A 25,848-nucleotide genomic window follows, 5' to 3' on the forward strand; every position below is an offset into this window, starting at 1 on the left:
GTGGAGAGCCCCCTAACCCTCTCCCCGCACGCGGGGAGAGGGGAAAGAGAGAGTCCTTACTGGAACTGCGACTTCTTGTAGTAGCCGCTGTCGACCAGCACCTTCTCCCAATTGTCCTTGTAGACCACCACCGGCTTGAGCAGATAGGACGGCACGGTCTTGACGCCGTTCTCGTAGGTCTTGGTGTCGTTGACGGTGACCTGCTTGCCGGCGAGCGCCGCGTCGACCATGTCGGCCGTGACCTTGGCGAGGTCGCGGGTGTCCTTGAAGATGGTCGAGTACTGGTCGCCGCGCAGCATCGCCTTGATCGAGGGCACCTCGGCGTCCTGGCCGGAGATGATCGGCATCGGCTGATCGGCGCTGCCGTAGCCGACACCCTTCAGCGAGGAGATGATGCCGATCGAGATGCCGTCATAGGGCGACAGCACGGCATTGATCTTCTTGTTGCCGTAATAGGCGCTGAGCAGGTTGTCCATGCGGGCCTGCGCGGTGGCGCCATCCCAGCGCAGCGTTGCCACCTTGTCCATGCCCATCTGGCCGGAGACGACGACGAGCTTGCCGCTGTCGATGTACGGCTTCAGCACGCTCATCGCGCCGTTGTAGAAGAAGTAGGCGTTGTTGTCGTCGGGCGAGCCGCCGAACAGCTCGATGTTGAAGGGTCCCTTGCCTTCCTTGAGGCCGAGCCCCTGCTCGATCGACTGCGCCTGGAGCACGCCGACCTGGAAATTGTCGAACGTCGCGTAGTAGTCGACGTTCGGCGTGCCGCGGATCAGGCGGTCATAGGCGATCACGGTGATGCCCTTGGCCTTGGCCTGCTTGAGTACGTCGGACAGCGTGGTGCCGTCGATCGCGGCGATCACCAGCGCCTTCGCGCCCTTGGTCACCATGTTCTCGACCTGCGAGAGCTGGTTCGGAATGTCGTCCTCGGCATATTGCAGATCGGTGTTGTAGCCGCGCTCCTTCAGCACCTTGACCATGTTGTTGCCGTCGTCGATCCAGCGCGCCGAGGATTTGGTCGGCATGGCGATGCCGACTGTCGCCTTCTGCGCGGAGGCGGTGACGCCTGTGGCCATCGTGGCAGCGCCGGCCAGCGCCAGTGCGAGGAACGTCGTCTTCAATTTCAGCATATTTCACTCCCTTTGGGTGTCAGACTGTTTCTTCGTGTCGTCGAGAACGTGGGTGGGCTGCTTCGGATCTCCTATGCGAGCTTGACATCGGGCTCCGCACGACCGCGCGCGGATGCATCCAACAGAAAGGTCTGGCCTGCTTGCGGATCGGCGGCGCGCGCAGCCGCGTCCATGTCCTGCCAGGCGGAGGTGACGAGGAGACGCGACAGATCGGGGCCAACGAAAGCCGGGCAGCTCGCCTGCTTCGCAGGAACGCTCAATGAGCGCAGGCGCTCGCCCTGCGGGGAGTAGACATCGATGCGGCCCGTGCCCCAGCAGGCGTTCCAGATCTGCCCGTCGGCGTCGCACACCGAGCCGTCGAAACCGCCGATGCCGGTGTGGCGAAGCAGCACCTCCGGCTCGCCGCGCGGCAGGCCAGTCGCCGGATTGAGCAGCACCGTGTAGAGCACGGCGCGCACACTATCGGCGAAATAGCCGATCGCGCCGTCCGGCGAGAAGCAGATCGAGTTGGGAATACTGATGCGGGGGAACAGCAGCGAGATCTTGCCGCGATGAAACGCGTAGATGGCGCCCGCCCCTGTTTCCGCGTTGCGTCCCATGGTGCCGATCCAGAACGTGCCGGACTGATGCACGCGCGCGTCGTTGGAACGCGTGGCGGGATTGTCGGCTTCGAGCGGGCAGAGCAGCGTCATCGCGCCGTCGGCAAGCTTGCGGATGTAAAGGCCATCTTCCGCGACGATCAACTGACGCTCGGCATCGATGCGTCCGAGCGCGCTCGCCATCCGGCCGAGCGCGTGGATGCGCACCTCACCGCCGCCGAGCTGCGCCTCGAACAGCAGCCCTTCGCGGATGTCGAACCACCAGGCGGTGTCGGTGGTCGCGTCATAGGTCGGTCCCTCGCCGAGATGGCAAGGGTGGTCCGAGAGCACAGACGTCGGTACTTCTTCCATCATGGCGTCCTCACCGAAAAGCGATAGACCGTGTGATGGCGATAGACCTCGCCGGGTGAAAGCCGCGGGCTCGGGAAATCCGGCCGGTTCGGCGCGTCGGGCCAGATGTGGGGTTCCAGGCACATCGCATCCGACTGCCGGATGAGCTTGCCGCCCTTCCCGGAGATCGTGCCATCGAGATAATTGCCGGAATAGACCTGAAGTCCGGGTTGATCGGTGAACAGCTCCATGATGCGCCCCGAGCGCGGCGCCTCCAGCCGGGCCGCGAAAGCAAGCTTGCCATCACGCGCGAGGCAGTAGGTGTGATCGTAGCCCCTGCCGCTCTGCAATTGCTGATCGCTCTCGCGGATGCGCGCACCGACCGCCCATGCTTCGCGGAAGTCGAACGGCGTACCGGAAACGCTGCGCGGCGGCTCCGGCAGCGGAATGGCGGTGGGATCGATCGCGAGAAAATGCTCGGCGGCGACCGTCAGTCTATGATCAAGGATGGTGGTACCCGACGTCGCACCTTCCAGATTGAAGAAGCTATGGTTGGTGAGGTTGACGATCGTCGGCCGGTCCGTGCGGGCTTCCATGGTGAGCGACAGCTCAGTCGGTCCCGTGATGCGATAGGTCAGACGCACATCGAGCCGGCCGGGATAGTTTTCTTCGCCATGCGGGCTGACATAGGTGAGCATCACGGCGGGCTCGGCGCCCTCGTCGATCTCCGCAATGTCCCAGAGTTTGCGATCGAAGCCATCGAGGCCGCCGTGCAGCGCATTCGGACCGTTGTTGACGGGAAGCTGCACCGTCTCGCCGTCGAGCGAAAACTGTCCCTTGGCGATGCGGTTGGCATAACGGCCGACGGTGGCGCCGAAGAACTTTCGCTCGGCGAGATAGCCCGCGAACGCATCGTGGCCGAGCGCGACATCGTCGTAGCCGCCCTTCGCGTCCGGCGCGATCAGCGCCTGGATCACCGCACCATGGGTGATGATCCGCGCTTCGAAGCCGCCCGCTCCGCGCAGTACGATGCGTTCGACCGCGCGGCCGTCCGGCAGCGTTCCGAAAACGTCTCGTATCATTTTCGAGCCAGCCATTGTCAGTCCACAAATGCTTCGACGATCGTCCGCTTGCCGAGCAGGAAAGCATCGGCGACGAGACGCAATGGCGCCAGATCGACGTCGCTCGCGCAGGTCGCAGCGAGATCGACGAAGCGCCGGTAGAGCTCCCGATATTCCTCATCGGGCGCCTCGGCAACGGTCTTGCCGTCGATCGCCATGCGCCTGCCGCCACCGGACAGAGTCAGCTGGCCCTGATCGGTTTCCACGAGGATATCCCAGCTCTGCGGTCCGGTCTGGCGGAAATCGAACTCGGCGGTGACAGGCAGGCCGCCGATGTCCGTCAGCGTCAGCTTCGCGGCGATCGGCGCCTGGCAGTTGGCGGGAAAGGCCAGCTCGGCCGCCGTGACGAACACCGACTGCGGCAGGACTTTGGTCAGGATCGACAGCGCGTTGATGCCGGGATCGAATACGCCAAGCCCGCCCGGTTCCCAGATCCAGCCTTGCCCGGGATGCCAGACGCGGACGTCTTCCTTCCAGCTGATGTGCACGGAGGTGATGCGGCGTTCGGCGAGCCATTGCCGCGCCGGCTCGACCGCCGGTGCGTAGCGCGAATGCCAGGTCGCAAACAGCGTCCGCTTCGCATCCGCCGCCATCGCGATCAGCGGATCGAGCTCGGCAACGCCGGTGCCGGGCGGCTTCTCCAGCATGACATGCTTGCCGGCGGCGAGCGCCGCGGCCGCCTGGGCACGGCGCACCTGCGGCGGCGTGCAGAGCGACACCGCGTCGATCGGCGGCCCCTTCTCAAGCAACTCCTCGATAGTGGCGAAATGCGGCAGCCCCGGCAGCGAAGCGTTGCGACTGGCGACAGCCGCGAGCGTCGCACCCGGTGTCGCCGCGATCGCACTAAGGTGCTGGTCGCGCGCGATCTTGCCGAAGCCGACGATGGCGATGCGAAGTTCAGTCACGATCTCTCTCCGGATTTCGCAGATGACAACGGCTCGGCCGGCGCGGTTTCGATCACCGCATCCTCGTGGCGGCGCATGCCGTTGTGAATGACGTAGACCATCGCCTCCGACGCGGCGTCGACATCGCCCGCCGCAATGGCATCGACGATCTTCTGATGCCAGAGCAGCACGGTGTCGCGGTCCTCCGACTCGACCGGAGCGCTCAGCAGGAACGAGGCGCGGAGCGCAGCCTCGATGACATGCCCAATCGAGCGCATGAACAGATTGCCGGAGGCACGCGCCACCCCAACATGGAGCGCGAGGTCGGCATCGGCAAAGCCGACGGAGTCGGACGCTTCAAGCCGCATGCGATCCATGCAGCGACGGAGCTCAGCGACGTCCTCGTCGGACCGGTGCATAGCTGCGAGAGCGGCGGCGCGCGGCTCGACGGCCAGACGGATCTCAGCGAGGTCGTTGAGGAAACGCTTGTCGATGCCGGCGTCCAGATGCCAGGCCAGCACGTTGGCGTCGAACATGTTCCAGGCGCCGCGCTCGCGTACGACGGTACCGACCCGCGCCTTGGTGGTGAGCAGGCCCTTGGCGACCAGGGTCTTGACGCTTTCGCGCAGCACCGGCCGCGATACGCCGAACATCGCGATCATCTCGGCATCACCGGGCAGCCGCGTCCCCTCCGCATAGCGGCCGGCGATGATGTCGACGCCGATCGAGCGGGCCACCTCCGCATGGTTGGAGTGGGCCCGCCGCGTCGGGATGACGACGATGCGCGAGGTCATGAGATTGCTCCTGCACTCTTCCTCACCGGTCGTCGTGCAAGCGCGACCAGTCCCTGCTGCAAGGCGATGAAGGCGAACAGCAGCACGCCGGTCGCGATCTTAGTCCACCAGCTCGACAGCGTGCCATCGAAATTGATGTAGGTCTGGATCAAGCCCTGGATCAGCACGCCGAGGAAGGTGCCGATCACCGATCCCTGTCCGCCGGTGAGCAGCGTGCCGCCGATCACGACGGCCGCGATGGTGTCGAGCTCGACGCCGACCGCGGAGAGCGAATAGCCCGCGCTGGTGTAGAAGGAGAAGACAATGCCGGCGGTGCCCGCCAGCAGGCTCGACAGCATGTAGATCTTCACCGTCATCTTGCCGACTGCAACGCCCATCAGGCTCGCGGTCGCCCGGCTGCCGCCGAGCGCATAGACATTGGCGCCGAACCGGGTGATATGCAGCAGCAGGGCGCCGCCGATCACGATCACCAGCATGATGATCGCGATCGCCGTCAGCCGTCCGCCGCCGGGCATCCGCAGCGCGAAGTCCGACACGGTGGAGTAGACCGGCGCGGTGATCGGCACCGATTCCGTCGAGAGCAGGAAGCTCGCACCGCGTGCCAAGAACATGCCGGCCAGCGTGACGATGAAGGGCGGCAGGTCGAAGACATGGATCACGGCGCCCATTGTAGCCCCGAACCCAGCCGAGAGCACCAGGATGGCGGCGAAAGCGACCAGCGGCGGCACGCCCCAGCGCTCGATGGCCAGCGCCACGAACACAGTGGTGAAACCGATCACCGAGCCGACCGAGAGATCGATGCCGCCGGAGATGATGACGAAGGTCATGCCGATCGCGACGATGCCGAGGAAAGCGTTGTCGGTGAGGAGATTGCCGACCACGCGGGTCGAGGCAATGTTGGGGAATTGCATCGCGCAGAGCGCAAAGCCGGCGACCAGCACGATGGCCGTGATGAGGACGGGCGGCAGGCCTTTCATGCTTTGGACCTCCGCAGCCGCGCGGCGATTCCGGCAATGCCGGCGAATTTCGGCGATTGCAGCAACAGCACCGCGAGCACCACCACCGCCTTGACCAGCAAATTGAACTCCGGCGGATAGCCGGACAAGAGGATCCCGGTGTTCATGGTCTGGATGATCAGCGCGCCGAGCACGGCGAGTAACAGGCTGAAGCGGCCGCCGAACAGCGAGGTGCCGCCGATCACCACCGCAAGGATGGCGTCGAGCTCGAGCCAGAGGCCGGCATTGTTGGCATCCGCGCCCATGATGTCGGCGGCTGCGATCACACCGGCGAGCGCGGCGCAGACGCCGCACCAGACATAGACCGACAGGATCATGGCGCGCGTGCTGACGCCGGCGAGCTCGCTTGCCCGCGCATTGCCGCCGGTCGCCTCGATGAGCAGCCCCAGCGCCGAGCCGCGCACCACCGCGCCGGTGAGGATCAGCATGCCCAAGGCGATCGCGACCGGCACCGGCAGGCCGAGCACAGCGCCATTGCCGAGCCAGACCAGATCCGGCGAAGAGAAGGTCACGATGCGCCCCTCGGTGATCAGCTGGGCAATGCCGCGTCCCGCCACCATCAGGATCAGCGTCGCCACGATCGGCTGCATGCCGAGCACGGCGACGAGGAAGCCGTTCCAGAGCCCACAGACGAGCCCGGCACCGAGCGCAGCCCCCAGCACGATCGGCAGACCGTGGCTGTCGGCGAGGCTCGCCGCGATCGCGCCCGAGATCGCCATGACGGCGCCGACCGACAGGTCGATGCCGCGCGTCGCGATTACCAGCACCATGCCGAGCGAGAGCAGCGCCACCGGCGTGCCACGGTTGAGCACGTCGATCAGGCTGCCAAACAGCCGGCCGTCCTGGAGACGCAGGTCGAAGAATTGCGGCGACACCACGCGATCGACCGCCAGGATGACGACCAGCGCAAGGATCTGGGCAAGGCCGCGGCGCGGCAACAGCGCTGTCATGCCCGGCCCTCATGCGCAACGCTGGCGCCGTCGGCGGCGATGGCCGCGAGGATGTTGCCGACATCGATCGCCTCGCCCGCGAGTTCCTCGACATGGGCGCGGTCGCGCAACACGACGACGCGATCGGAATAGGTCACGATCTCATCCAGCTCGGAGGAGATCACGAGCAGTGCGAGGCCGTCGTCGCAGAGCTCGCGGATCAGACGGATGATCTCGGCATGCGCGCCGACATCGATGCCGCGGGTCGGCTCGTCCAACACCAGCAGGCGCGGCGATGTCGCGAGCCAGCGCGCCAGCAGCACTTTCTGCTGGTTGCCGCCGGACAACAGGCCGACCGGACGTTCGGGATCTGCCGGCCGGATGTCGAGCATCTTGACGTAGCGGCGCGCGATCTCGTCCTGCTCGCGGCGCGACAGCGGCCGATGCAGCCCGCGCTTGGCCTGGAGCGCGAGCACGATGTTCTCACGCACGCTGAGCTCGGCGACGATGCCGTCGGTCTTGCGCTCCTCGGGACAATAGCCAAAGCCGTGGCGGACGCCGTCGCGCGGCGATTGGAGCCGCACGGGGGCGCCTTCCACCCTCGCCTGCCCGCGATCGGCGCGTTCGGCGCCGAACACCAGCCGCGCCGTCTCGGTCCGGCCCGAGCCGAGCAGGCCGGCCAGACCGACGACCTCGCCATGGCGCAGCTCGAGATTGAACGGCGCGACATAGCCGGCCTTGCCGTAACCCTCGAAGCTCGCGCAGATCTCGCGCGCCTTGTGTTCGGTGGCAGAAGCCCGCGCGCTGGTGGTCTCGGCCAGCTCGCGGCCAAGCATCATCCGGATCAATTCCAGCCGCGGCAGCGAAGCCGTCTCGCGCTCCCCGACCAGGCGGCCGTTGCGCAAGACCGTGATGCGGTCGGAGATCTCGTAGACCTGGTCCAGGAAGTGACTGACGAAGACGATGCCGATGCCACGCTTTGCGAGCTGGCGCATGATGCCGAAGAGGATCTCGACTTCGTGACGGTCTAGGCTCGCGGTCGGCTCGTCCAGGATCAGCACCCGTGCGGAGAGATCGACGGCCCGCGCGATCGCGGTGACGTGCTGCACGGCGACAGAATAGCTGCCGAGCGGCGCGGCGACATCGATGTCGAGGCCGAAGTCCGCGAGCAAGGCCTTGGCGCGGCAACGCATCTCGCCTTCGCGGACGATGCCGAAACGCATCGGCTGGCGGTCGAGAAACAGGTTCTGTGCCACCGAGAGGTTCGGCAGCAGATTGACTTCCTGGTAGACGGTGGCAATGCCGGTCTGAAGCGCGGCCTTGGCCGAGCGCGGCGCGATTGCCTCGCCACTGATCCTGACGATTCCGGCATCGCGCGGGAACACGCCGGTGACCGCCTTGATCAGCGTGGACTTGCCGGCGCCGTTCTCGCCGAGCAGCGCATGGATCTCGCCGGCGCGAAGCGTGAAGTCGACCTCCTGCAACGCACGCACAGCACCGAAGCTTTTGCTGATCCCGCGCACCTCCAGAAGGGCCGGAGCAGGATCGGGGCTGTTCTCCATGACAACGTCACTCCCGCCAGTGCCCGCTGATGATGCGGTCACCCAGCCTATTCGTTCGCACAGCGATTTCGAAGGGGGTATCACCGGACCACCGAAACATGGCGGTCCGGCGCAGCGCCCGCCTCAGTAACCGAGGCCCTTCTTGCTGTCGTAGATCTTCTGCGGATCGTCGGCAGCGGTATAGAGCTTGGACTCGGTCTGGATCCACTTCGGCGGAACCGTACCCTTGCCCTTGAATGCCGCAATCGCATCGAGCGCCGGACCGGCCATGTTCGGCGTCAGCTCGACGGTCGCATTGGCTTCGCCGGCGGCCATCGCCTTGAAGATATCGGGGACTGCATCGATGGAGACGGTGAGGATCTCCTTGCCTGGCTTGAGGCCGGCTTCCTTCATCGCCTGGATCGCGCCGACCATCATGTCGTCGTTGTGGGCGTAGACCGCGCAGATCGACTTGCCGCCGCCTTCGGCCTTGATGAAGCTCTCCATCACCTCCTTGCCCTTGGCGCGGGTGAAGTCGCCGGTCTGGCTGCGCACCACCTTCAGGTTCGCATGCTTGGCGATGGCGGTGTCGAAACCCTTCTTGCGGTTGGCCGCCACGCTGGCGCCGACCGTGCCCTGCAATTCGACGATGTTGCAGGCCTTAGCCCCGACGGTCTTGGCCAGCCAGTCGCCGGCGACCTCGCCTTCGTGCACGCTGTCGGAGGTGACAGCGGTGAGATAGAGCTCCTTGCCGGAGGGATCGATGTCGCGGTCGAGCAGTACGACCGGGATCTTGGCCTCCTTGGCTTCCTTCAGCACCGAATCCCAGCCGGTCGAGACGACTGGCGCAAGGAAGATCGCATCGACATTCTGCGCGATGAAGGAGCGGATCGCCTTGATCTGGTTCTCCTGCTTCTGCTGCGCGTCGGCGATCTTGAGATTGACCTTTCGCTTGGTGGCTTCCTGCTTGGAGACCGAGGTCTCGGCCGCGCGCCAGCCGGATTCCGATCCGATCTGCGAGAAGCCGATGGTGAGCTCGGCGGCATTCGCCGGCAGGGCGAGCAGCAACGCGGCCGTGGCGCTGGCCGCAAAGAGGGCTTTGAAGGTCATCAGGCGTGTCTCCCAAGATGTTTATCCGGGGCGCCGATGGTAGCATGGCACCCGCAGGCCGGCCTTCGAGGCGGCGGAAGGCACTATTTCACGGAAGAATGGTTCCGTATAGTCATATTATTTGACTATTTGGTGGAAAGCGCGGCGGAACCGGCTGGCCGCATAGATGACACGCACAGCGTGATTTTGTTCCGGGGATACAACGCGGAGATGAAGGAGAAATTGTGGGCAGCGGCAGTGCGCTCCCTTGCCCCGCTTGCGGGGCCGCGATGAGCTTCGCTCGCGCTGAGAGGGTTGGGGTGAGGGGTGTCTCTGCGAAAACTAATGAGAGACGGACTCACAACCTCTCCCCGTCATTGCGAGCGCAGCGAAGCAATCCAGAATCTATCCGTGCAAGGACTCTGGATTGCTTCGCTGCGCTCGCAATGACGTGGATAGAGCTCTGCGTATGTCGACCTAATCAACTCGTGGAGAGTCCCCCTCACCCGGAATTTGCTTTCGCAAATTCCGGCCTCTCCCGCAAGCGGGGAGAGGCGAAGAGCTAGGTCAGCTTCCGCTGCGCGAGATTCTTCATCAGTGCGCCGATGCCGAAGGTCCACGGCTCGCACTCGTCGCTGGTGCGCATGCGGTTGACGAGCTTGCCGAGCTGGGGCGCGGCGATCGTGACGATGTCGTCGCGCTTGTGGGTGAACCCCTGCCCCGGCGCATCGCGGTCCTCGACGGGCGCGAACATCGTGCCGAGGAACAGCACGAAACCATCGGGATATTGATGCACCTTGCCGATGGTCTGCGCAACGAGGTCGGTCGGGTCGCGGCTGATCTTGCTGATCGAGGAATGGCCGTTGAGAACGAAACCGTCTGCGCCCTTCACGTTGAGGCTGATGTCGAGCCTGCGCGCATCATCCAGCGAGAACGTATCGTCGAACAGGCGCAGCAGCGGCCCGATGGAGGACGACGCGTTGTTGTCCTTGGCCTTCGACAGCAGCAGCGCCGAGCGGCCCTCGAAGTCGCGCAGATTCACGTCGTTGCCGAGCGCGCCGCCGACGATCTTGCCGCGGCTCGAGACGAACAGCACGAGTTCTGGCTCGGGATTGTTCCAGGTCGATTTCGGATGCAGGCCGGCATCCATGCCCGTGCCGACCGACGACAATGTCGGCGCCTTGGTGAAGACCTCGGCATCGGGACCGATGCCGACCTCGAGATATTGGCTCCAGGCGTTCTGGTCGATCAGCACCTGCTTTAGATGCATCGCCTGGTCCGAACCGGGCTTGAGCTTCGACAGATCGTCGCCGATCAGCCGCGTCACTTCTTTGCGGATCGCTTCAGCCGAGGCAGGGTTGCCCTTGGCGCGCTCCTCGATCACGCGCTCCAGCATCGAGATCGCGAAGGTGACGCCGGCGGCCTTCAGCGTCTGGAGATCGACGGGTGCAAGCAGCCACGGCTTCTGACGATCGCGCCCATCGGGTGCCGTGTTGGCGACGATGGCCTCGAGATCGCCGATGCGCTCGCCCTTGGTCGAGCTAAGCGCCTTGGCTGGATCGTCCTCTTCGCAGAGCGCGCTGATGGTGGGGAATTTCGCCGTGACGTCGAAGACGCCGTCACCCCGCACGGCGACGACGGCGGGCCCATTCACCTGCGGCAGCCAGACGCGGCCGGCTAGCGTTCCCCGCGTGCCGTCCTCGGGGAGAAGGTCTTTAACCGTCAATGTCGTCATGGCCGCGTCCTCGCTGTTTTTCGGATCGGTCGCGTCATTCGGCGGCCGGTCCCCTTGGCGAAGACCAATAAACGTCTGGCGAGGGAAGTCCAGAGCGGTGGCTATGCCCCCGCCCGCGCCTTTCCCACCGCAATCTGCTGAAGCGCCCAGCGTGCGTTCTTGCGAACATCGGGATCGGGATCATCGGCGATCACGGCCAAGAAGGCTTCGCCGTCGGGATGGGCGATCTCGCCGAGCGCCGCGGCGGCCTCCTTGCGCAAATTGGCCTGGTCGTGATTGACGCAATTGCCGATCGGGCGCACCGCGCGTTCGATCTTCATCTTGCCGAGGCTGCGGATCGCCTTCAGCCGCACCTGCCAGAACTCGTCGGCAAGGCAGGCGACGAGCTGATCGGCCGCGAGCGAACCGTTGACGTTGAGGCCCAGCGTTTCCGCAGCCATCTCCCGCACCATCCAGTCCGAGTCCTTCAACGCACGCGTGATCGTCTCCGCTGCAGGCTTCATCTGCGAGAATGCAAGCGCGCTCACGGCGGCGCGGCGCACATGGGCGTCGGGATCGTTGATCAGCGCCGTCAGCGCGGGGATCGGATTCTTCCAGCTTCAGGAAGCCGATCACGCCGATCGCCTGCACGCGCACGGCGGCATCGGAATCCTGGAGTGCTTCCAGCGCCGGCTTCAGTGTGTCCTTGCGACGCAGCTCCTTGAGCGCGCGCAGTGCGCCCATGCGGACGAAGGCGTGGGGATGCCTCACTAGCGGCAGGATGACATCGGCGCAAGCGGGATCCTTGAATTCGGCCATGCTGTCGGCCGCGGCGGCCGCGACGATTCTCTCGGGGTCGACCAGCAGGTTCACCAGCGCGCTCGCGGCTTCCGGCCCGTCGAACTCGCCGAGCGCCATCGCGACCTGCTGGCGCACGCCTGCGTCGGGATCGGCCACCATGTTGGCGAGATGAGCGACCGCGGCGGGATCGCCGGAATGGCCGAGTGCGATGATGGCGACGCGGCGCTCGGCGGGATCGGCCGCCTGGAGCCGCTCATCAGCGTCGTCGAGATCGTCGTAGGACTCGAACGGGCTCGACATGGTCACCTCAACAAATATGGAATGTTGACGGTAACGGCGCCGGTCGGGCAATCCGCCTCGCAGGGCATGCAGTACCAACACTCGTCATAGGCCATGTAGGCTTTGTTGGTCATGTCGCTGATGCGCAGCACGTCGAGTGGGCAGACGTCGACGCACACGGTGCAGCCCTTGTCGGCGATGCATTTGGCGTCGTCGACGACCACCGGAACCGATGTCTGATAGGAAGCGAGAGGCATCGTTATCTCCTGTTGCTTGCTGTGATGAGAGCTCAGGCTGTGGCCCGGATGCGCTGCTTGTCGTAAAGGTCCTTCTCGTCGTCCGCGATCGGCACGACATAGGGTTCCACCGCCCGCTTCTCGCTGGTCATCCTGCCGTCCCGCTTGGACAGCAGCGTATGGCAGAACCAGTTCTCGTTGTCCTTCTCCGGGAAATCGGTGCGCCAGTGATAGAGGCCCCAGCGGCTCTCCTCGCGGTAGAGCGAGGCGTGCGCGGCCATGTCGGCGCAGTCCATGATCGATTGCACCTCGAGCGCGCGGAGCAGCTCGTGCGCGTTGCGCGCGATCATGCGTTGCTGCATATCCTCGCGTGCCTCGGCCAGGCGGCGCATGCCGAGCTCGTATTTGCGGCTGACCTTTGGCGGCTGGAGATAATCGTTGACCAGGCGGCGCGTCTTGTACTCGATCTGGTTCGGCGGAATCCCGTCCTCGCGCTTCGTCGGCGCCATCACACGGTCGCGTTCCCTGGCGACATCCGCAGCATCGAACTCCGCAAAGTCGTGGCTGTCGGCGAATTCCATGGCATCGATGCCGGCGACCGAGCCGTTGGTGAAGGCGCCCAGCATGTAGTTGTGCGGAACGCTCGCCATGTCGCCGGCGGCGTAGAGGCCAGGCACGGTGGTACGGGCATTGTCGTCTACGAACACGCCTGAAGCGCTGTGACCGGAGCAGAAGCCGATCTCGGAAATGTGCATCTCGATCGACTCGCTGCGATAGTCGACCCCGCGCCCCTGCTGGAACAGGCCGCGCGTCGGGCGCTCGACCTTGTGCAGCGTCGACTCGATCTCGGAAATGGTATCGGGGTGGAGGTGCTTGAGCTGGAGGAACACCGGCCCCTTGCCGGACAAGAGTTCGTTGTAGAATTCCAGCATCATCTGGCCGGACCAATAGTCGCATTCGATGAAGCGCGCGCCTTCGTTATTCGCGGTGTAAGCGCCGAAGGGGCCCGCGACATAGGCACAGGCCGGACCGTTGTAGTCCTTGATCAACGGGTTGATCTGGAAGCATTCGAGGTTCGCGAGCGCGGCGCCGGCGTGATAGGCCATGGCATAGCCGTCGCCGGAATTGGCGGCGTTCTCGTAAGTGCCAAACATGTAACCGGAGGTCGGCAGGCCAAGGCGACCGGCAGCACCCATGCACAGGATCACCGCCTTGGCCTTGATCACCAGCATCTCGGCAGTGCGGGTATTGACGCTGACCGCACCGGCGATGCGGCCGTCGGCGGATTTCAAGAGCCGCGTCGCCATGTAGCGGTTGGAGATCAGGATGCGGGCGCGGCGGAGCTGGCGGTACAGCGCCTTCTTCACGGTCTCGCCGTTCGGCATCGGCAGCACATAGGTGCCGATGTGGTGCACCTTCTTGACGGCGTAATCGCCGTTCTCGTTCTTCAGAAAGCGGATGCCGAAACTGTCGAGCTCTTCGATGATCTTGTAGCAGCTCTGCGCGTATTTATAGACCGCCTTCTGGTCGACAATGCCGTCATTGGCGATGGTGATTTCCTTGGTGTACTGCTCCGGCGTCGCGTAACCGGGGATGACGGCATTGTTCAGGCCGTCCATGCCCATCGAGATCGCGCCGGAGCGCTTGACGTTGGCCTTTTCGAGCAGGACGACGTTGGCCTTCGGGTTTTTCAGCTTCGCCTTCAGCGCCGCCATCGGGCCGGCCGTGCCGCCGCCGATCACCAGCACATCGCAGGAAACCTCCGAAAGTCCGTCGACGATCTGATCTAGTGCCATCGCTTGCTCCTGGTTCGCCGATGGTCGGCGCCTTTGCGTCAGATTTGTTCAGGTGACGTCCCGGCGATAGCAATTAGTTGTCGACGGGGTGCGATTTGCGCTTCAGCGCTCGACAAAGGCCTTTTCGATCACGAAATGGCCGGGCTGGCTGTGATTGCCCTCGACGAAGCCGCGCGCCGAGAACATCGCGTGGAGTTCCTCCAGCATCGCCGGGCTGCCGCAGAGCATGATGCGGTCGGTCTGGATATCGAGGCCTGGTAGCCCGATGTCGTCGAACAGTTGGTTCGATGCGATCAGGTCGGTGATGCGGCCGCGATTCCTGAACGGCTCGCGGGTCACGGTCGGGTAATAGACGAGCTTGTCGCCGATCAGCGGTCCGAAAAATTCGTGATTGCGCAGGCCTTCGACGACGTGCTCGCCATAGGCAAGTTCCGAAACCTGGCGGCAGCCATGGGCGAGCACGATGGTCTCGTAGTTCTCGTAGACGTCGGGATCCTTGATAAGGCTTGCGAACGGCGCGAGCCCCGTGCCGGTCGAGAGCAGCAAGAGGCGTTTTCCCGGAATGAGGTTGCCGGTGATCAGCGTGCCCGTCGCCTTGCGACCGACCAGAATGATGTCGCCTTCCCTGATCTTCTGGAGACGCGAGGTCAGCGGGCCGTCGTGCACCTTGATCGAGAAGAATTCGAGCGCCTCCTCGTGATTGGCGCTCGCCATGCTGTAGGCCCGCATCAACGGCTTGCCCTCGACCTCGAGGCCGATCATCGCGAATTGGCCGTTCTGAAAGCGGAAGCCTGGATCGCGCGTCGCAGTAAAGCTGAACAGAGACTCGGTCCAGTGCCTGACTGACAAAACCGTTTCCTTTTGAAATGCGCTCATCCGCCGTCTCTCCTTGGCTCGACTGCGCACAAGGATTCCGAGAGAGAGGGGAATACGGCAACGCGGAAGTGAAATTCCCGGTCGATTAGTTTCACATTTCACGGGTGATGCTTGAATGCAGGCATCGAAGATCGGCGGCCCACGTCTGCGCCGGCAATTAGTTGCTATCGCAGCGGCGCTGCGAAACGTAGAGCAAGGTCGGAGATACGTCATGACCATGACCTTGGTGGCACCGACCGTGGCCGACTATGAAGCAAGCGCCGATCTCGCCTCGCTCCTCGTCCGCACCACGCAGGATGAGGCGATCAGCCTGCCCGCGGAAACTCTCCGCCTCTCCTGCAAATGCGCCCACTGCACCCGCGCCCGGTTCGACGGCCGCTTCCCTAAAACATTTCCGGGCATTGCGATCACCGAGATCGGCGATCTCGGCTACGGGCTGAATATCTCGTTTTCGGATGGACATAACCGGGGGATCTACCCGAAGCCTTATTTGCTGAGCTTGGCGGGGCGTTAAGCCGACGCAGTCTGGAGATAGGCGGGACAGCGGCCACAAACTCCGCTGTCATTCCCCGCGAAGGCGCAGGGCTGTCCGGGGAATGATTCACTGTGTCGCGGAGCATGCCCGGGTTTTCCCGGCTTGAAGCAGGTACTTTCTGGTTGTCGAGACTTAGAAAGGGGCCGGGCATGCGGTTTAGCGATAGCATTTTTGGAAGGCTGCTTGAACCGATCAATCGGCGGCAGTTTCAGACGACTGTGGATCGTTTGGATGGCGATGCCTACGACAAGACGTTCGACAGCTGGGATCATCTTGTCGCATTGATATTCTCCCAGCTCAGTGGCGTCGACAGCTTGCGTGCCCTTGAGGCGATCTGGAACGCCAATTCGCATCATCACTACCATCTTGGTGTCGGCAAATTGGCGCGCTCGACGCTTGCGGATGCCAATGCCCGACGGCCGGTCAGTATCTTCGCAGAAGTCTTTGAGCGATTGTCTGGGCATGCCGACCGAGCGCTGAAGCGGGAGGGTGCCGAGATGCTGCGGCTGATCGATGCGACGCCGGTGCCGCTGGATCAACTCAGCACCTGGGCCGGTTGGAACGGACGTACCCGTGGTCTCAAGCTTCACGTGGTTTACGATCCCGGCTCGGATCATCCGCGCCGTCTGGCGATCACGCCGTCGACGGTCAATGACGTCACACCAGCCCAGCAATTCCCGATCGAGGCCGGCGCCACCTATGTGTTCGACAAGGCCTATTGCAGTTATGCCTGGTGGACACGGCTTCACGACGCGGGCGCCTGCTTCGTCACCCGCCAGAAGAAGAATTTGCGCTTCAGAGCTACACGCTGGCGGAAGCTGCGGAAACAAAAGGGGAAGGGCTTTAAAATCATCGACGATGCTGAGGTAAAGCTCCTCAGCAGCTCCAAACTTGCTGTTCCGATGCGCCGCATACGCCTCAAACGCGATGACGGTACAAAACTGACCCTCATCACCAACGATCTGAAGCGTTCGGCCATCGAAATCGCTGCGCTTTACAAAACACGCTGGCAGATCGAGCTGTTGTTCCGCTGGATCAAGCAGCACCTCAAGCTTCGCAAATTTCTCGGCCGCTCCGAGAACGCGGTCCGTCTGCAAATCCTCGCCGCCATGATCGCCTATCTGCTGCTGCGGATCGCCGCACGCGAAAGTCGTCTAATCATGCCGGCTATCCGCTTCGCAGGTCTTGTCGCCGCGTCGCTGTTCGCACGAAAACCAATCGCCGACATCGACCGACCTCCCAAGGTGAACCCATCCGCTGCCCGCGACAGAAGCTCCCCCGACCAGATCAGCTTCTGTTATGCATAGAATTCCCGGACAGCCCTGCGCGAAGGCGGGGAATCCAGTACGCCGCGGTCTCTCCGTAACTCATTGCTGTCTCTGGAATACTGGGTCGCCCGGTCAAGCCGGGCGACGACAGCCGAGTAAATCTGGCACGGACATTGCTCCTCTTTAGAACGATTTGAACGTTCCGGAGGCAGATGATGTTGCAGGCGGCCAATGCGGTTCGGGGGGCTGTTCCCCCGGCAGTCCGGCCTGCCGGCAGCTCCTCGCTGCTGCTCACCGAGAACCAGCAATGGATCGGCGGCCCGCCGCCGCTGATGGACAAGCTGTCGCCGCGCGAGCGTGAGCTGGTCTTGAAACAAGGCCGCCGAAAAGTGCTCAACCGCGGCCAGACGCTGTTCAGCCAGGGCGGCAAGCATGACGGCATCTGGCTGATCGAGAGCGGCCGCATTCGCGTGTTCTACACCTCCCCGCTCGGGCGCGAGATCACGCTGGCCTACTGGCATGTCGGCAATTTCGTCGGCGGCCCCGAAGTGTTCGAGGGCACCGTTCACCAATGGTCCGGGGTCGCATCCAGCAATTGCAGCGTGGTGCACCTGCCCGGAAAGGAGCTGCGGTCGCTTGCCGTGGAGATCCCCAACCTCGCGATCGGCCTGATCGAGGGCCTGACCTTCAAGGGCAAATGCTATTCGGCATTGGCCCAGATGCTGGGAACGCGCTCGATCACGCAGCGGCTCGCACACCTGCTGCTGCATCTCGTCGAGCTCTATGGCGTCGAGGATGCCGATGGCCGGGTGATTGCGGCCGCCTTCACTCATGCCGACATCGCGCACATGGTCGGCGCCACAAGGCAATGGGTCACGATCAGCCTGAAGCGGATGCAGGAAAAGGGAATCGTGCTGACCAAGCGCTCGCAGATCGTGGTCTGCCGGCCCGACGTGTTGGAGGAAATGCGCGGACACGCGTCCGACTGAATGAGCTTGCGACCAGAGCCGGTGCACACGCAAGCGGCTTTATAGTGCAGGACTGCCCAAGGAGTATGCAATCAGTTTTTCCCGGCAACTAATCGACTGCGGGTGTCATTCCGGATTTGCCCTGTCCGGGCCCTCACCCAATCATGGCAACCACAGCACATCCAACCGAATGAGGATGAGAATGGTCCGCCATCTTCCCACGCTCTCGATCGCGATGTCGATGACGTCGCTGGCGCTTTTGCTCGCGCAGCCGGCCTCGGCGGAAACCGTCACGCTCGGCATCGGAACGCAGGATACCACGACCAATACGGTGACCGCCGGCGTCGTCATCCGGCAGCTGCATCTCCTCGAAAAATACCTGCCGAAGGACGGCAAGTACGCCAACATCAAATTCGAGCTGGAGTGGCAGAATTTCACGTCCGGCCCACCTGTCACGAACGCGATGATGGCGAACAAGCTCCAGATCGGCATGATGGGCGATTATCCGCTGATCGTGAACGGCTTCACCTTCGAGAGCAATCCGGAGAGCAAGAGCCGACTGATCGGCATCGCCGCCTACAGCCTGTCAGGCTCCGGCAACGGCATCGTCGTTCACAAGGACTCGCCTTACTACGATCTCGCCGATCTCAAGGGCAAGCTCGTCAGCGTTCCCTTCGGCTCGGCCGCGCACGGCATGGTGCTGAAGGCGATGCAGGACCGTGGCTATCCCGCTGACTTCTTCCAGCTGGTCAGCCAGAGCCCCGAAGTCGGCTCGACCAACCTCCAGGAGAAGAAGATCGACGCGCATGCCGACTTCGTTCCGTTCGCCGAGCTGCTGCCCTTCCGCGGCTTCGCGCGAAAGATTTTTGACGGCGTCGAGACCAATCTGCCGACCTTCCACGGCATTGTCGTCCGCACCGATTTCGCGGAGAAATATCCGGAAGTCGTCGTCGCCTACTTCAAGGCGGTGATCGCCGCCAACCAGTGGCTGCGCGACGATCCCAAGCTCGCCGCCGAAAAGATCCAGGAATGGACCGGCATCAGCAAGGAAGTCGTCTACATCTTCCTCGGCCCGAGCGGCAACATGACCACCGATCCAACGATCAAGCCGGCGCTGATCGATGCCGCCACCGCCGACGTCAAGGTACTGCAAAACCTCGGTCGCATGAAGGAATTCGATCCGAAGAAGTGGGTCGACGACAGCTACATCCGCAAGGCCTACGCCGAGATGAAGCTCGACTATGACGCGCAGCTTGCGAGCACCAAGAACTACGAGATTTCCGGCGACGATTCTTTCTGCAAGAAGTCGATCGCCGATCCGCGCAAGGCCGGCGAGGTCTGGGTGGATGATGCCGGCATCATGCCCTTCTCGTCCGCAGCCTGCACCCTCGGCGCCTATGCCGACTACAAGGCCAAGGGCAAGAAGATCAATGTCGCCTATGTCTTCGACACCACGCGCGGCATCAAGCTGTTCGCCGACCAGGCTTTCTTCGCGGTCGGCAATGGCGACGTGGCGCCGTTCCTGCTCAAGAAGGATGCCGAGGCCTACGCCGCCAAGATCAGCGGCAAGGTGCTCGGCTTCGATGACGCGGTGAAGGCGGCGGTCGGCGGAGGCAAGACGTGAGCAGTCCCGCCCTCCGCAGACATTCCGAGGACAGCATGCCGGCAACAGCCATTGCAGAGGCGGCTCCCGTGTCCGCCGTCACTCCGCCCGCAACACCCCCTTCGTTCGGCACGCTCGCGCGGCGCTGGTACCGGCTGAATCAGGGCCGGCTTCGCGCAACCGCGATCGGCGTGATTTCGCTGCTCGCCTTCCTGCTGGTCTGGCACCTGCTCACGACCTATCGCGTGGTGTTCTTCGTACGTTTCACCAACGTGCCATCGCCGCTCGCGGTCTATGCGAGCTTCACCAAGGCGATCCACGATCCCAAATTCCTGCTGCACATCCTGCTCAGTTGCCGGCGCATCTTCATCGGCTTCTCGCTCGCGGCGATCGTGGGCGTGCCGCTCGGTCTGATCATGGGTCGTTTCAAGCTGGTGCATGAGGTGATCTTCCCGGTCGCCGAAGTGCTGCGCCCGATACCGGCGATCGCCTGGGTGCCGATGGCAATCATGCTGTGGCCGACCAACGAGCAGAGCATCGTCTACATCACCTTCCTCGGCTCGTTCTTCCCGATCCTCGTCAATACGCTGCACGGCATGTCGCTGGTCGATCCCGTGCTGGTGCGCGCCGCGCAATGTCTCGGTGCACGCGAGCGCTCGATCTTCCGCGAAGTGTATTTTCCGGCTTCGCTGCCGCACATCTTCACCGGCCTCACCGTCGGCATGGGTGTCGCCTGGGTGTCGCTGATCGCTGCCGAGATGATCTCGGGCAATACGGCATCGGCTACTTCACCTGGGAGGCCTATTCGCTGGTCCAGTATGCCGACATCGCGCTCGGCATGATCGCGATCGGCGTTCTCGGCCTTGGATCGAGCCTGCTCATCAGAGGCGCGGGGCAATTGGTGATGCCGTGGAGGTCGACATGAGCGAGGTGCTTGCGAGCGCGCCGAAGGGCCATATCGAGGTCAAGAACTTCTCCCTCGCCTACGAGACCATCGAGGGAGCGGTGCAGGCCGTGACCGACACGCAGATCCATGTGAAGCCCGGCGAGTTCGTCTCGATCGTCGGGCCCTCCGGATGCGGAAAGTCGACCCTGCTCAATGCGGTCGCCGGCTTCCTCAAGCCGACCACCGGAATCGTCACCGTCGACGGCGAGCCCGTGAACGGCCCCAGCGCCGAGCGCGGCATGGTGTTCCAGCAATATTCGCTGTTTCCCTGGAAGACGGTGCGGGAAAATGTCGAGTTCGGCCTGAAGATGCGCGGCATGCCGCGCTCGCAGCGCGAGCGTGCGGCACGTACGCTGCTCGGACTCGCGGGGTTGGAGGCGTTCGAGAAGCACTATCCGGAAAAGCTGTCCGGCGGCATGAAGCAGCGCGTCGGCATCGTCCGCGCGCTCGCCACGGGGCCGAAAGCGCTGCTGCTTGACGAGCCCTTCGGCGCGCTTGATGCGCAGACGCGCGTCATCATGCAGCAGATCCTCACCAACATGTGGCAGCGGCTGAAGATCTCGGTGCTGTTCGTCACTCACGATATAGACGAGGCGATCTTCCTCTCCGACCGCGTCTACTGCATGACAGCGCGCCCCGGCTCGATCAAGGCGGAGATTCCGATCCCGCTGGAGCGGCCGCGGCAGCAATCGATGATGATGTCGTCGGAGTTTCTGGCTCTGCGCCGCGGGCTGATGTCGCTGATCCGCGAGGAAAGCCTCAAGGCAATGGGCGGCGAGATCAACGACATGGGCATGCAGGGCTTGAACATCGAGCTGCACGGCCACTCGCTGGCGGATGTGATTTAGGCGCAGCGAGCGCTCTCAGTCTCGTAGCAACCATTAGAATGGCTCGTCTGCGCCTGCCATGATGACGCCGTGCTCGCGTCCGTCAAGGCGTGGCCTGGCAACAGACCATGTGAGGTTCGAGCGAGCGACGGCCATCCTTGACGGACGCTGCGCGCGACGTCATGAGGGGCCGTAGGTCGGGACGAAGAAGCGCGTCCCGGTCGAACTAAGAAGCAGAAAGTGATCCTACCGGCGGTTCGCCGCACCACGGCGGTACCGCGGGCCACCACCGTGTTGGCGAAGATCAGCATCTTCCTGGCGCAGGCAACGAGCGCGCGCTTGTGTTCCTTTCCGGCTGCGGTCAGCCTCTGGTAGAGCTGGATCAGCTGCGGGTTCCATCGAAACGATGCAGCCAGTGAAGCCGTATAAAGGGCGCGACGCAGCCGCTTGCGTCCGCCCTCGATATGCCGCACCCCGACCTGGTCGCCGCTGTCGTCGTCATAGGGCGCCAGCCCGGCGAGAGCGACAGCTTGCTCCCGCGTGATCCGGCCGATCTCTGGCAGACGCACCAGGATGGCAACGGCGGTCGGCAGCCCGATGCCGTCGACGCTGTTGATCAGCGCAAGCCTCTTGGCAAGGTCGGGATGCTCGCGGAGCGAGGCGACCAGAGCCTTGAGTGCGGCCCTCTCACGTTGCTCCAGACGAGTGATATCTTTGCGCCAGAGCTGGTTAATCGCCACATTACGGCAGCTCTCGATCCTGTTCTTGAGGCGCGCAATATCCTCGCCGATCTGATCGATCATGGTCAGTTGCTCGGCGAATGGCAGCAACCGAGGATCGGGAGCGGCATGGATCTTCCGCACCGCTGCGGTGCAAGCTGCGATAAGGGCGGCATCGATCTTATCGTTCTTGGCTCGCTGCAAGTGGAATTTGGCATAGCCCCGGACCTGAGCCGGCTGAAACACCACAACCACAAACCCCTTGCGTCGCAGTTCGGCGACGACAGGCTGTTCGTAACCGCCACTCGCCTCGATGCCGATGCGTTTGACGCGATGCTGTCGCAGCCACGTCAGCAAAGCCTCATGGCCTTCCGCCGTGTTCTTCACCTGCAACTGCTCGCCGCGGCCCTCGATCGCCACATCGAGCTTCCGTTTGCCGGTATCGATCCCGGCACAGATCGTGCTATGCTTGGCCATCTTCGTCGATCCCTCCCTTGTTATGCGAACCTTAAGTTCGTTCAACCATTCGGGTCCCGATGAAGTGCCGATCGCGATCTCGCTACGTCAGACAGCCCTCAAGGCTTCGGTGGGTACCGATCCGATCGAACGGCGACCCAGCTCGGGCGGCTACCCGGGCTGGGCCATTCCTCACGGAACGGTTCAATATAACCGATCAGGCTAATACAAGGGTGGGCAAAGCGACTTGTCCGCCGTAGCTCGTAGAGCGAAGGCGGAAGCGTGCCCACCATCTTACTTAGTTGCACGCCGAACCGAGTGGTGGGCACGGCGCTTTCGCGCCTTTGCCCACCCTACGGCAGTTTTTCTCTAATTATTTAAACCAATGCACCAACGCGATGCTGATGCCGAGCAGCAGCATCAAGGACAGCGTCACGGCGGCCGTCACGCGACCGCCGACATTGGCGAGCACGCGCACGTCGACGCCGAGGCCGAGGGCGGCCATGGAGACCACGGTGAGAAAGGCGGTGATCTTCGTCACTGGCCCGACCACCGTGGCCGGCACGATCTCCAGGGAGCGCAGGGTCGCCAGCGCGAGGAAGCCGAGGATGAACCACGGCACCAGGCGAAAGAAGCCGACATTGGTCTTCTTGGCATCGCTGTGCCAGCGCGAGGCAACCAGCGAGAGGCCGACGACGACCGGTCCGAGCATCAATACGCGCATCAATTTCACGAGCGTGCCGATCTGCGTGGAGACGAGTCCGGCCGGCACCGTCGCCGCCAGCACCTGGGGCACCGCATAGACCGTCAGGCCGGCGAGAATGCCGTATTGCGTCGCCGACAACTGCAACAGTGGAATCAACAGCGGCAGGCCCAGCACCATCATCACGCCGAGGATCGCGGTGAAGGAGATCGAGGATGCGATCTCGTCGTTGTTGGCGCCGATGATCGGCGCCACGGCCGCAATCGCCGAATTGCCGCAGATCGAGTTGCCGCAGGCGATCAGGATCGACAAACGCGTCGACAGACCGAGCATGCGGCTGAGGCCGAAGGAGACGCAGAGCGCGATCACGACGACGGCCGCGATCGACGCGAGCAGCGCGATGCCCGAGGCGGCAATGGCGGCGAAACTGATGGAGGCCCCCAACAGCATGACCGCGACTTCGAGGAGCTGTTTGGCGCTGAAAGCGATGCCGGCCTGCCAGCGCGGCGCGGGCTTCCAGAAGCTGCGCAAGGCCATCCCGAGCAGGATCGCCATCACCAGCGCCTCGACATAGGGATGCTCGAACACGCCGAGTTCCGCCCGCTCGAGCAGAGCCGAGACACCGGCGACTAGAACGCAGAGGAGAATGCCGGGGATCAGCGCCGCAATACGGCTCGCGGCGGAGGCCGGCTTGGTCTCGGCCGGGCTGGATGCTTGATTCTGCGACACAAATCTCTCCCAGAGGAGAAAGATTTATACGCAGTGCGCTTCCGTAGGGAAATAAGTTTTCGACATATCAGGCCCGAAGGAAGTTCTATCCTCAGCCCGGAATAATCGGCCTTAGAAGATCAGGCTCTTGGCCAGCGAAGCGACGCGGCTGAAGCCATCATAGATGCCGGGCTCGAAGAAGGCGGCACGGGCAAGCACGATACCCGCAACCAGCGACCAGAACAGGCCGGTGCCGGCCCGCAGCAGGAGCTTTGACGTACGCGAGCGCGGCTGGGTGTCCGTCGCGGACACCAATTGCTCGCCGAAGGGTTCAAATCCGGTACGTTCCATGGCTCTGGCCAACCCATCAAATTCTGATGGGAATGTCGTCTTTTCGGCCTTAAACGGCAATGGAAGCGATTGGCGTTTTTGCCCTCCGGAGAGAAAACTCCTTCCGTCTGGCAACCTCAGGACAATAGTTTTCTTCTTCGGCCTATTTGGACACCAGCGGCCCGGCTTACAGGGCCAGATACCTGCGCCGGATCGCCTCATTGGCCTTCAGCTCGTCGATTCCGGCGGCATAGACGATCTGGCCCTTGTCGATGACGGTGGCGTGGCTCGCCAGCCCCAGGCAGAAATGCATGTTCTGCTCAGCGATCAGCACCGTCGATCCGAGCTGGCGGAGTTGCCGCAATAGCTCCCCGATCCGCTGCACGATGATCGGCGCGAGGCCCTCGCTCGGCTCGTCGAGCAGCAGGAGCGCCGGATTGCCCATCAGCGTGCGCGCGATCGCGAGCATCTGCTGCTCACCGCCCGAGAGGCGCCCGGCGATACGATGGCGCAGCGGCTCCAGAAGCGGGAAGACCTCGTAGATGCGCTTGATCGGCCACTCGTCCTGGCCGTCCGGTCCCTTCTTCTTCCCGATGACGAGATTGTCCTCGACCGTGTGCTCCGGAAAAATCTGACGATCCTCCGGCACGAAGCCGAGGCCGGCGCGCGCGATGGTGTGCGGCTTCAGGCCCGAGATCACCGCGCCGCGCAGGCTGACCCTGCCCCGCCGCGGCGGCGCCAGCCCCATGATCGCCTTCATGGTCGTCGACTTGCCGGCGCCATTGCGGCCCAAGAGCGCCATGGTCTCGCCCTGCCGCACCGACAGGCCGACGCCGAACAGGATCTGGCTGGTGCCATAGTAGACATCGAGATCGGCGACTTCGATGACGGCTGCGCTCATGCGACAGCTCCCGCATGTTCAGTGCCGAGATAGGCGTCAATCACGGCGCTGTTGTTGCGGATCTCGTCGGGCGTGCCAATTGCCAGGATGCGGCCGTAGCAAAGCACCACGATTTTTGGCGCGATCTTGAACACGATGTCCATGTCGTGCTCGATGAAGACAACCGTGATCTTCTGCGTCTCCCAGAGCTCGCGCACCTTGTCGATCATGCGCCAGCGTTCTTCCGGGCCCATGCCGGCGGTGGGTTCGTCCAGCAGCAGCACCTTGGGTTCGAGCACCAGCGCGAGCGCGATATCGAGCAGCTTCTGGTCGCCATGGGACAGGGTCGCGGCGGTTCGATGGCGTTTGCCGGCGAGCCCCAGCAGCTCCATCACGTGCTCGGCGCGGTCGCGCGTCTCGGGCAAAGGAAAGCGCTTGTGCAGCACCGCCGAGGTGCGCTGATCGGCGCTGACGGCGGCGAGCATGGTCTCCTGCACCGTGAGCGAGCGAAAGATGCTTGCGACCTGGAAGGCGCGGCCGATGCCGTGACGGACGATCTCCGGCGGCGAGCGTCCGGCAAGATCCACGCCGTCGAGCAGCACCTGCCCCGCGTCCGGCTTCAGTGCGCCGGTGATCAGATTGAAGAAAGTGCTCTTGCCGGCGCCGTTCGGGCCGATGACCGCGGTGAGCGAGCCATCGGGGAAGTCGAGCGAGACATCGTTGGTCGCCTTCACGCCGCCAAATGATTTTGCGAGGTTGCGGATCTCAAGCAT

23 protein-coding genes and 2 pseudogenes are annotated in these 25,848 nt (G+C 63.6%); 6 read left to right on the forward strand and 19 right to left on the reverse strand.

Features of this window, described 5'->3' with window-relative positions; genetic code table 11:
* Positions 1-56 precede the first annotated feature (56 nt).
* The 14 genes and pseudogenes from chvE to ACSKB8_RS38445 form a co-directional block, all read right to left on the reverse strand.
* Positions 57-1,127 carry a multiple monosaccharide ABC transporter substrate-binding protein gene (gene chvE, locus ACSKB8_RS38380; RefSeq protein ID WP_091892357.1) on the reverse strand — a complete coding sequence of 357 codons (1,071 nt, stop codon included), beginning with the start codon at positions 1,125-1,127 and terminating at the stop codon, positions 57-59.
* A gap of 71 nt (positions 1,128-1,198) precedes the next feature.
* The gene (locus tag ACSKB8_RS38385) at positions 1,199-2,077 is read right to left on the reverse strand and encodes an SMP-30/gluconolactonase/LRE family protein (RefSeq protein ID WP_438110841.1); all 879 of its coding nucleotides are present in this window, start codon (positions 2,075-2,077) and stop codon (positions 1,199-1,201) included.
* Entirely contained in the window at positions 2,077-3,153 is a 1,077-nt protein-coding gene (locus ACSKB8_RS38390) for an aldose epimerase family protein (protein ID WP_438109630.1), read from the reverse strand. The genes ACSKB8_RS38385 and ACSKB8_RS38390 overlap by 1 nt, the downstream gene beginning before the upstream one ends.
* Before the next feature lie 2 nt (positions 3,154-3,155).
* Positions 3,156-4,082, reverse strand: a complete 927-nt coding sequence (locus tag ACSKB8_RS38395; RefSeq protein ID WP_438109631.1) for a Gfo/Idh/MocA family protein — start codon at positions 4,080-4,082, stop codon at positions 3,156-3,158.
* Entirely contained in the window at positions 4,079-4,855 is a 777-nt protein-coding gene (locus tag ACSKB8_RS38400) for a FadR/GntR family transcriptional regulator (RefSeq protein ID WP_438109632.1), read from the reverse strand. Before ACSKB8_RS38400 ends, ACSKB8_RS38395 begins: the two co-directional genes overlap by 4 nt.
* Positions 4,852-5,832: a galactofuranose ABC transporter, permease protein YjfF gene (yjfF, locus tag ACSKB8_RS38405; RefSeq protein WP_438109633.1), complete on the reverse strand. Its 981-nt coding sequence runs from the start codon at positions 5,830-5,832 to the stop codon at positions 4,852-4,854. The genes ACSKB8_RS38400 and yjfF overlap by 4 nt, the downstream gene beginning before the upstream one ends.
* Positions 5,829-6,821 (reverse strand): ABC transporter permease, encoded by a 993-nt coding sequence (locus ACSKB8_RS38410; protein ID WP_438109634.1) that lies wholly within the window; start codon positions 6,819-6,821, stop codon positions 5,829-5,831. Before ACSKB8_RS38410 ends, yjfF begins: the two co-directional genes overlap by 4 nt.
* Positions 6,818-8,362, reverse strand: a complete 1,545-nt coding sequence (locus ACSKB8_RS38415) for a sugar ABC transporter ATP-binding protein (RefSeq protein WP_438109635.1) — start codon at positions 8,360-8,362, stop codon at positions 6,818-6,820. Before ACSKB8_RS38415 ends, ACSKB8_RS38410 begins: the two co-directional genes overlap by 4 nt.
* 123 nt (positions 8,363-8,485) lie before the next feature.
* A complete protein-coding gene (ytfQ, locus tag ACSKB8_RS38420; RefSeq protein ID WP_091892341.1) occupies positions 8,486-9,451 on the reverse strand; it encodes a galactofuranose ABC transporter, galactofuranose-binding protein YtfQ in 966 nt (321 codons plus the stop codon).
* Positions 9,452-9,992: 541 nt separating this feature from the next.
* A complete protein-coding gene (locus ACSKB8_RS38425) occupies positions 9,993-11,165 on the reverse strand; it encodes a fumarylacetoacetate hydrolase family protein (RefSeq protein WP_438109636.1) in 1,173 nt (390 codons plus the stop codon).
* Between the two features lie 101 nt (positions 11,166-11,266).
* A pseudogene (locus ACSKB8_RS38430) lies at positions 11,267-12,245 on the reverse strand (HEAT repeat domain-containing protein).
* Between the two features lie 2 nt (positions 12,246-12,247).
* Entirely contained in the window at positions 12,248-12,481 is a 234-nt protein-coding gene (locus tag ACSKB8_RS38435) for a 4Fe-4S dicluster domain-containing protein (protein WP_007593252.1), read from the reverse strand.
* Positions 12,482-12,513: 32 nt separating this feature from the next.
* Positions 12,514-14,256, reverse strand: coding sequence for a fumarate reductase/succinate dehydrogenase flavoprotein subunit (locus tag ACSKB8_RS38440; RefSeq protein ID WP_438109637.1), 1,743 nt, complete (start codon positions 14,254-14,256; stop codon positions 12,514-12,516).
* A 102-nt stretch (positions 14,257-14,358) separates the two neighbouring features.
* Entirely contained in the window at positions 14,359-15,132 is a 774-nt protein-coding gene (locus ACSKB8_RS38445; protein WP_438109638.1) for a ferredoxin--NADP reductase, read from the reverse strand.
* 217 nt (positions 15,133-15,349) lie between these two features.
* Between ACSKB8_RS38445 and ACSKB8_RS38450 the strand changes: the two genes are divergently transcribed.
* The 6 genes and pseudogenes from ACSKB8_RS38450 to ACSKB8_RS38475 all read left to right on the forward strand — a co-directional run bounded on the left by ACSKB8_RS38450 (position 15,350) and on the right by ACSKB8_RS38475 (position 21,300).
* Positions 15,350-15,646: a gamma-butyrobetaine hydroxylase-like domain-containing protein gene (locus ACSKB8_RS38450; RefSeq protein ID WP_176945803.1), complete on the forward strand. Its 297-nt coding sequence runs from the start codon at positions 15,350-15,352 to the stop codon at positions 15,644-15,646.
* Positions 15,647-15,816: 170 nt separating this feature from the next.
* Complete coding sequence (locus ACSKB8_RS38455; RefSeq protein ID WP_438103250.1) at positions 15,817-16,974, forward strand: IS4 family transposase; 1,158 nt, start codon at positions 15,817-15,819, stop codon at positions 16,972-16,974.
* Between the two features lie 173 nt (positions 16,975-17,147).
* A complete protein-coding gene (locus tag ACSKB8_RS38460) occupies positions 17,148-17,924 on the forward strand; it encodes a Crp/Fnr family transcriptional regulator (protein ID WP_438109640.1) in 777 nt (258 codons plus the stop codon).
* Between the two features lie 181 nt (positions 17,925-18,105).
* A complete protein-coding gene (locus tag ACSKB8_RS38465; protein ID WP_438109642.1) occupies positions 18,106-19,527 on the forward strand; it encodes an ABC transporter substrate-binding protein in 1,422 nt (473 codons plus the stop codon).
* Positions 19,524-20,431 (forward strand): annotated as a pseudogene (locus ACSKB8_RS38470) (ABC transporter permease). The gene ACSKB8_RS38465 and the pseudogene ACSKB8_RS38470 overlap by 4 nt, the downstream one beginning before the upstream one ends.
* Complete coding sequence (locus ACSKB8_RS38475; protein WP_438109644.1) at positions 20,428-21,300, forward strand: ABC transporter ATP-binding protein; 873 nt, start codon at positions 20,428-20,430, stop codon at positions 21,298-21,300. The pseudogene ACSKB8_RS38470 and the gene ACSKB8_RS38475 overlap by 4 nt, the downstream one beginning before the upstream one ends.
* Here ACSKB8_RS38475 and ACSKB8_RS38480 read toward each other — a convergent pair.
* The 5 genes from ACSKB8_RS38480 to ACSKB8_RS38500 form a co-directional block, all read right to left on the reverse strand.
* Positions 21,297-22,475 (reverse strand): IS110 family transposase, encoded by a 1,179-nt coding sequence (locus ACSKB8_RS38480; protein ID WP_438109646.1) that lies wholly within the window; start codon positions 22,473-22,475, stop codon positions 21,297-21,299. The genes ACSKB8_RS38475 and ACSKB8_RS38480 overlap by 4 nt on opposite strands.
* A gap of 352 nt (positions 22,476-22,827) precedes the next feature.
* The gene (locus ACSKB8_RS38485; RefSeq protein ID WP_438109648.1) at positions 22,828-23,886 is read right to left on the reverse strand and encodes a YeiH family protein; all 1,059 of its coding nucleotides are present in this window, start codon (positions 23,884-23,886) and stop codon (positions 22,828-22,830) included.
* Positions 23,887-23,997: 111 nt separating this feature from the next.
* On the reverse strand, positions 23,998-24,216 hold the full coding sequence (locus ACSKB8_RS38490) for a hypothetical protein (protein ID WP_091892324.1): 219 nt from the start codon (positions 24,214-24,216) through the stop codon (positions 23,998-24,000).
* 166 nt (positions 24,217-24,382) lie between these two features.
* Positions 24,383-25,096, reverse strand: a complete 714-nt coding sequence (locus ACSKB8_RS38495; RefSeq protein WP_438109650.1) for an ABC transporter ATP-binding protein — start codon at positions 25,094-25,096, stop codon at positions 24,383-24,385.
* Positions 25,093-25,848 carry an ABC transporter ATP-binding protein gene (locus tag ACSKB8_RS38500; RefSeq protein ID WP_438109652.1) on the reverse strand — a complete coding sequence of 252 codons (756 nt, stop codon included), beginning with the start codon at positions 25,846-25,848 and terminating at the stop codon, positions 25,093-25,095. Before ACSKB8_RS38500 ends, ACSKB8_RS38495 begins: the two co-directional genes overlap by 4 nt.

Source organism: Bradyrhizobium sp. BR 1432, from assembly GCF_051547705.1.
Classification (GTDB): domain Bacteria; phylum Pseudomonadota; class Alphaproteobacteria; order Rhizobiales; family Xanthobacteraceae; genus Bradyrhizobium; species Bradyrhizobium zhanjiangense.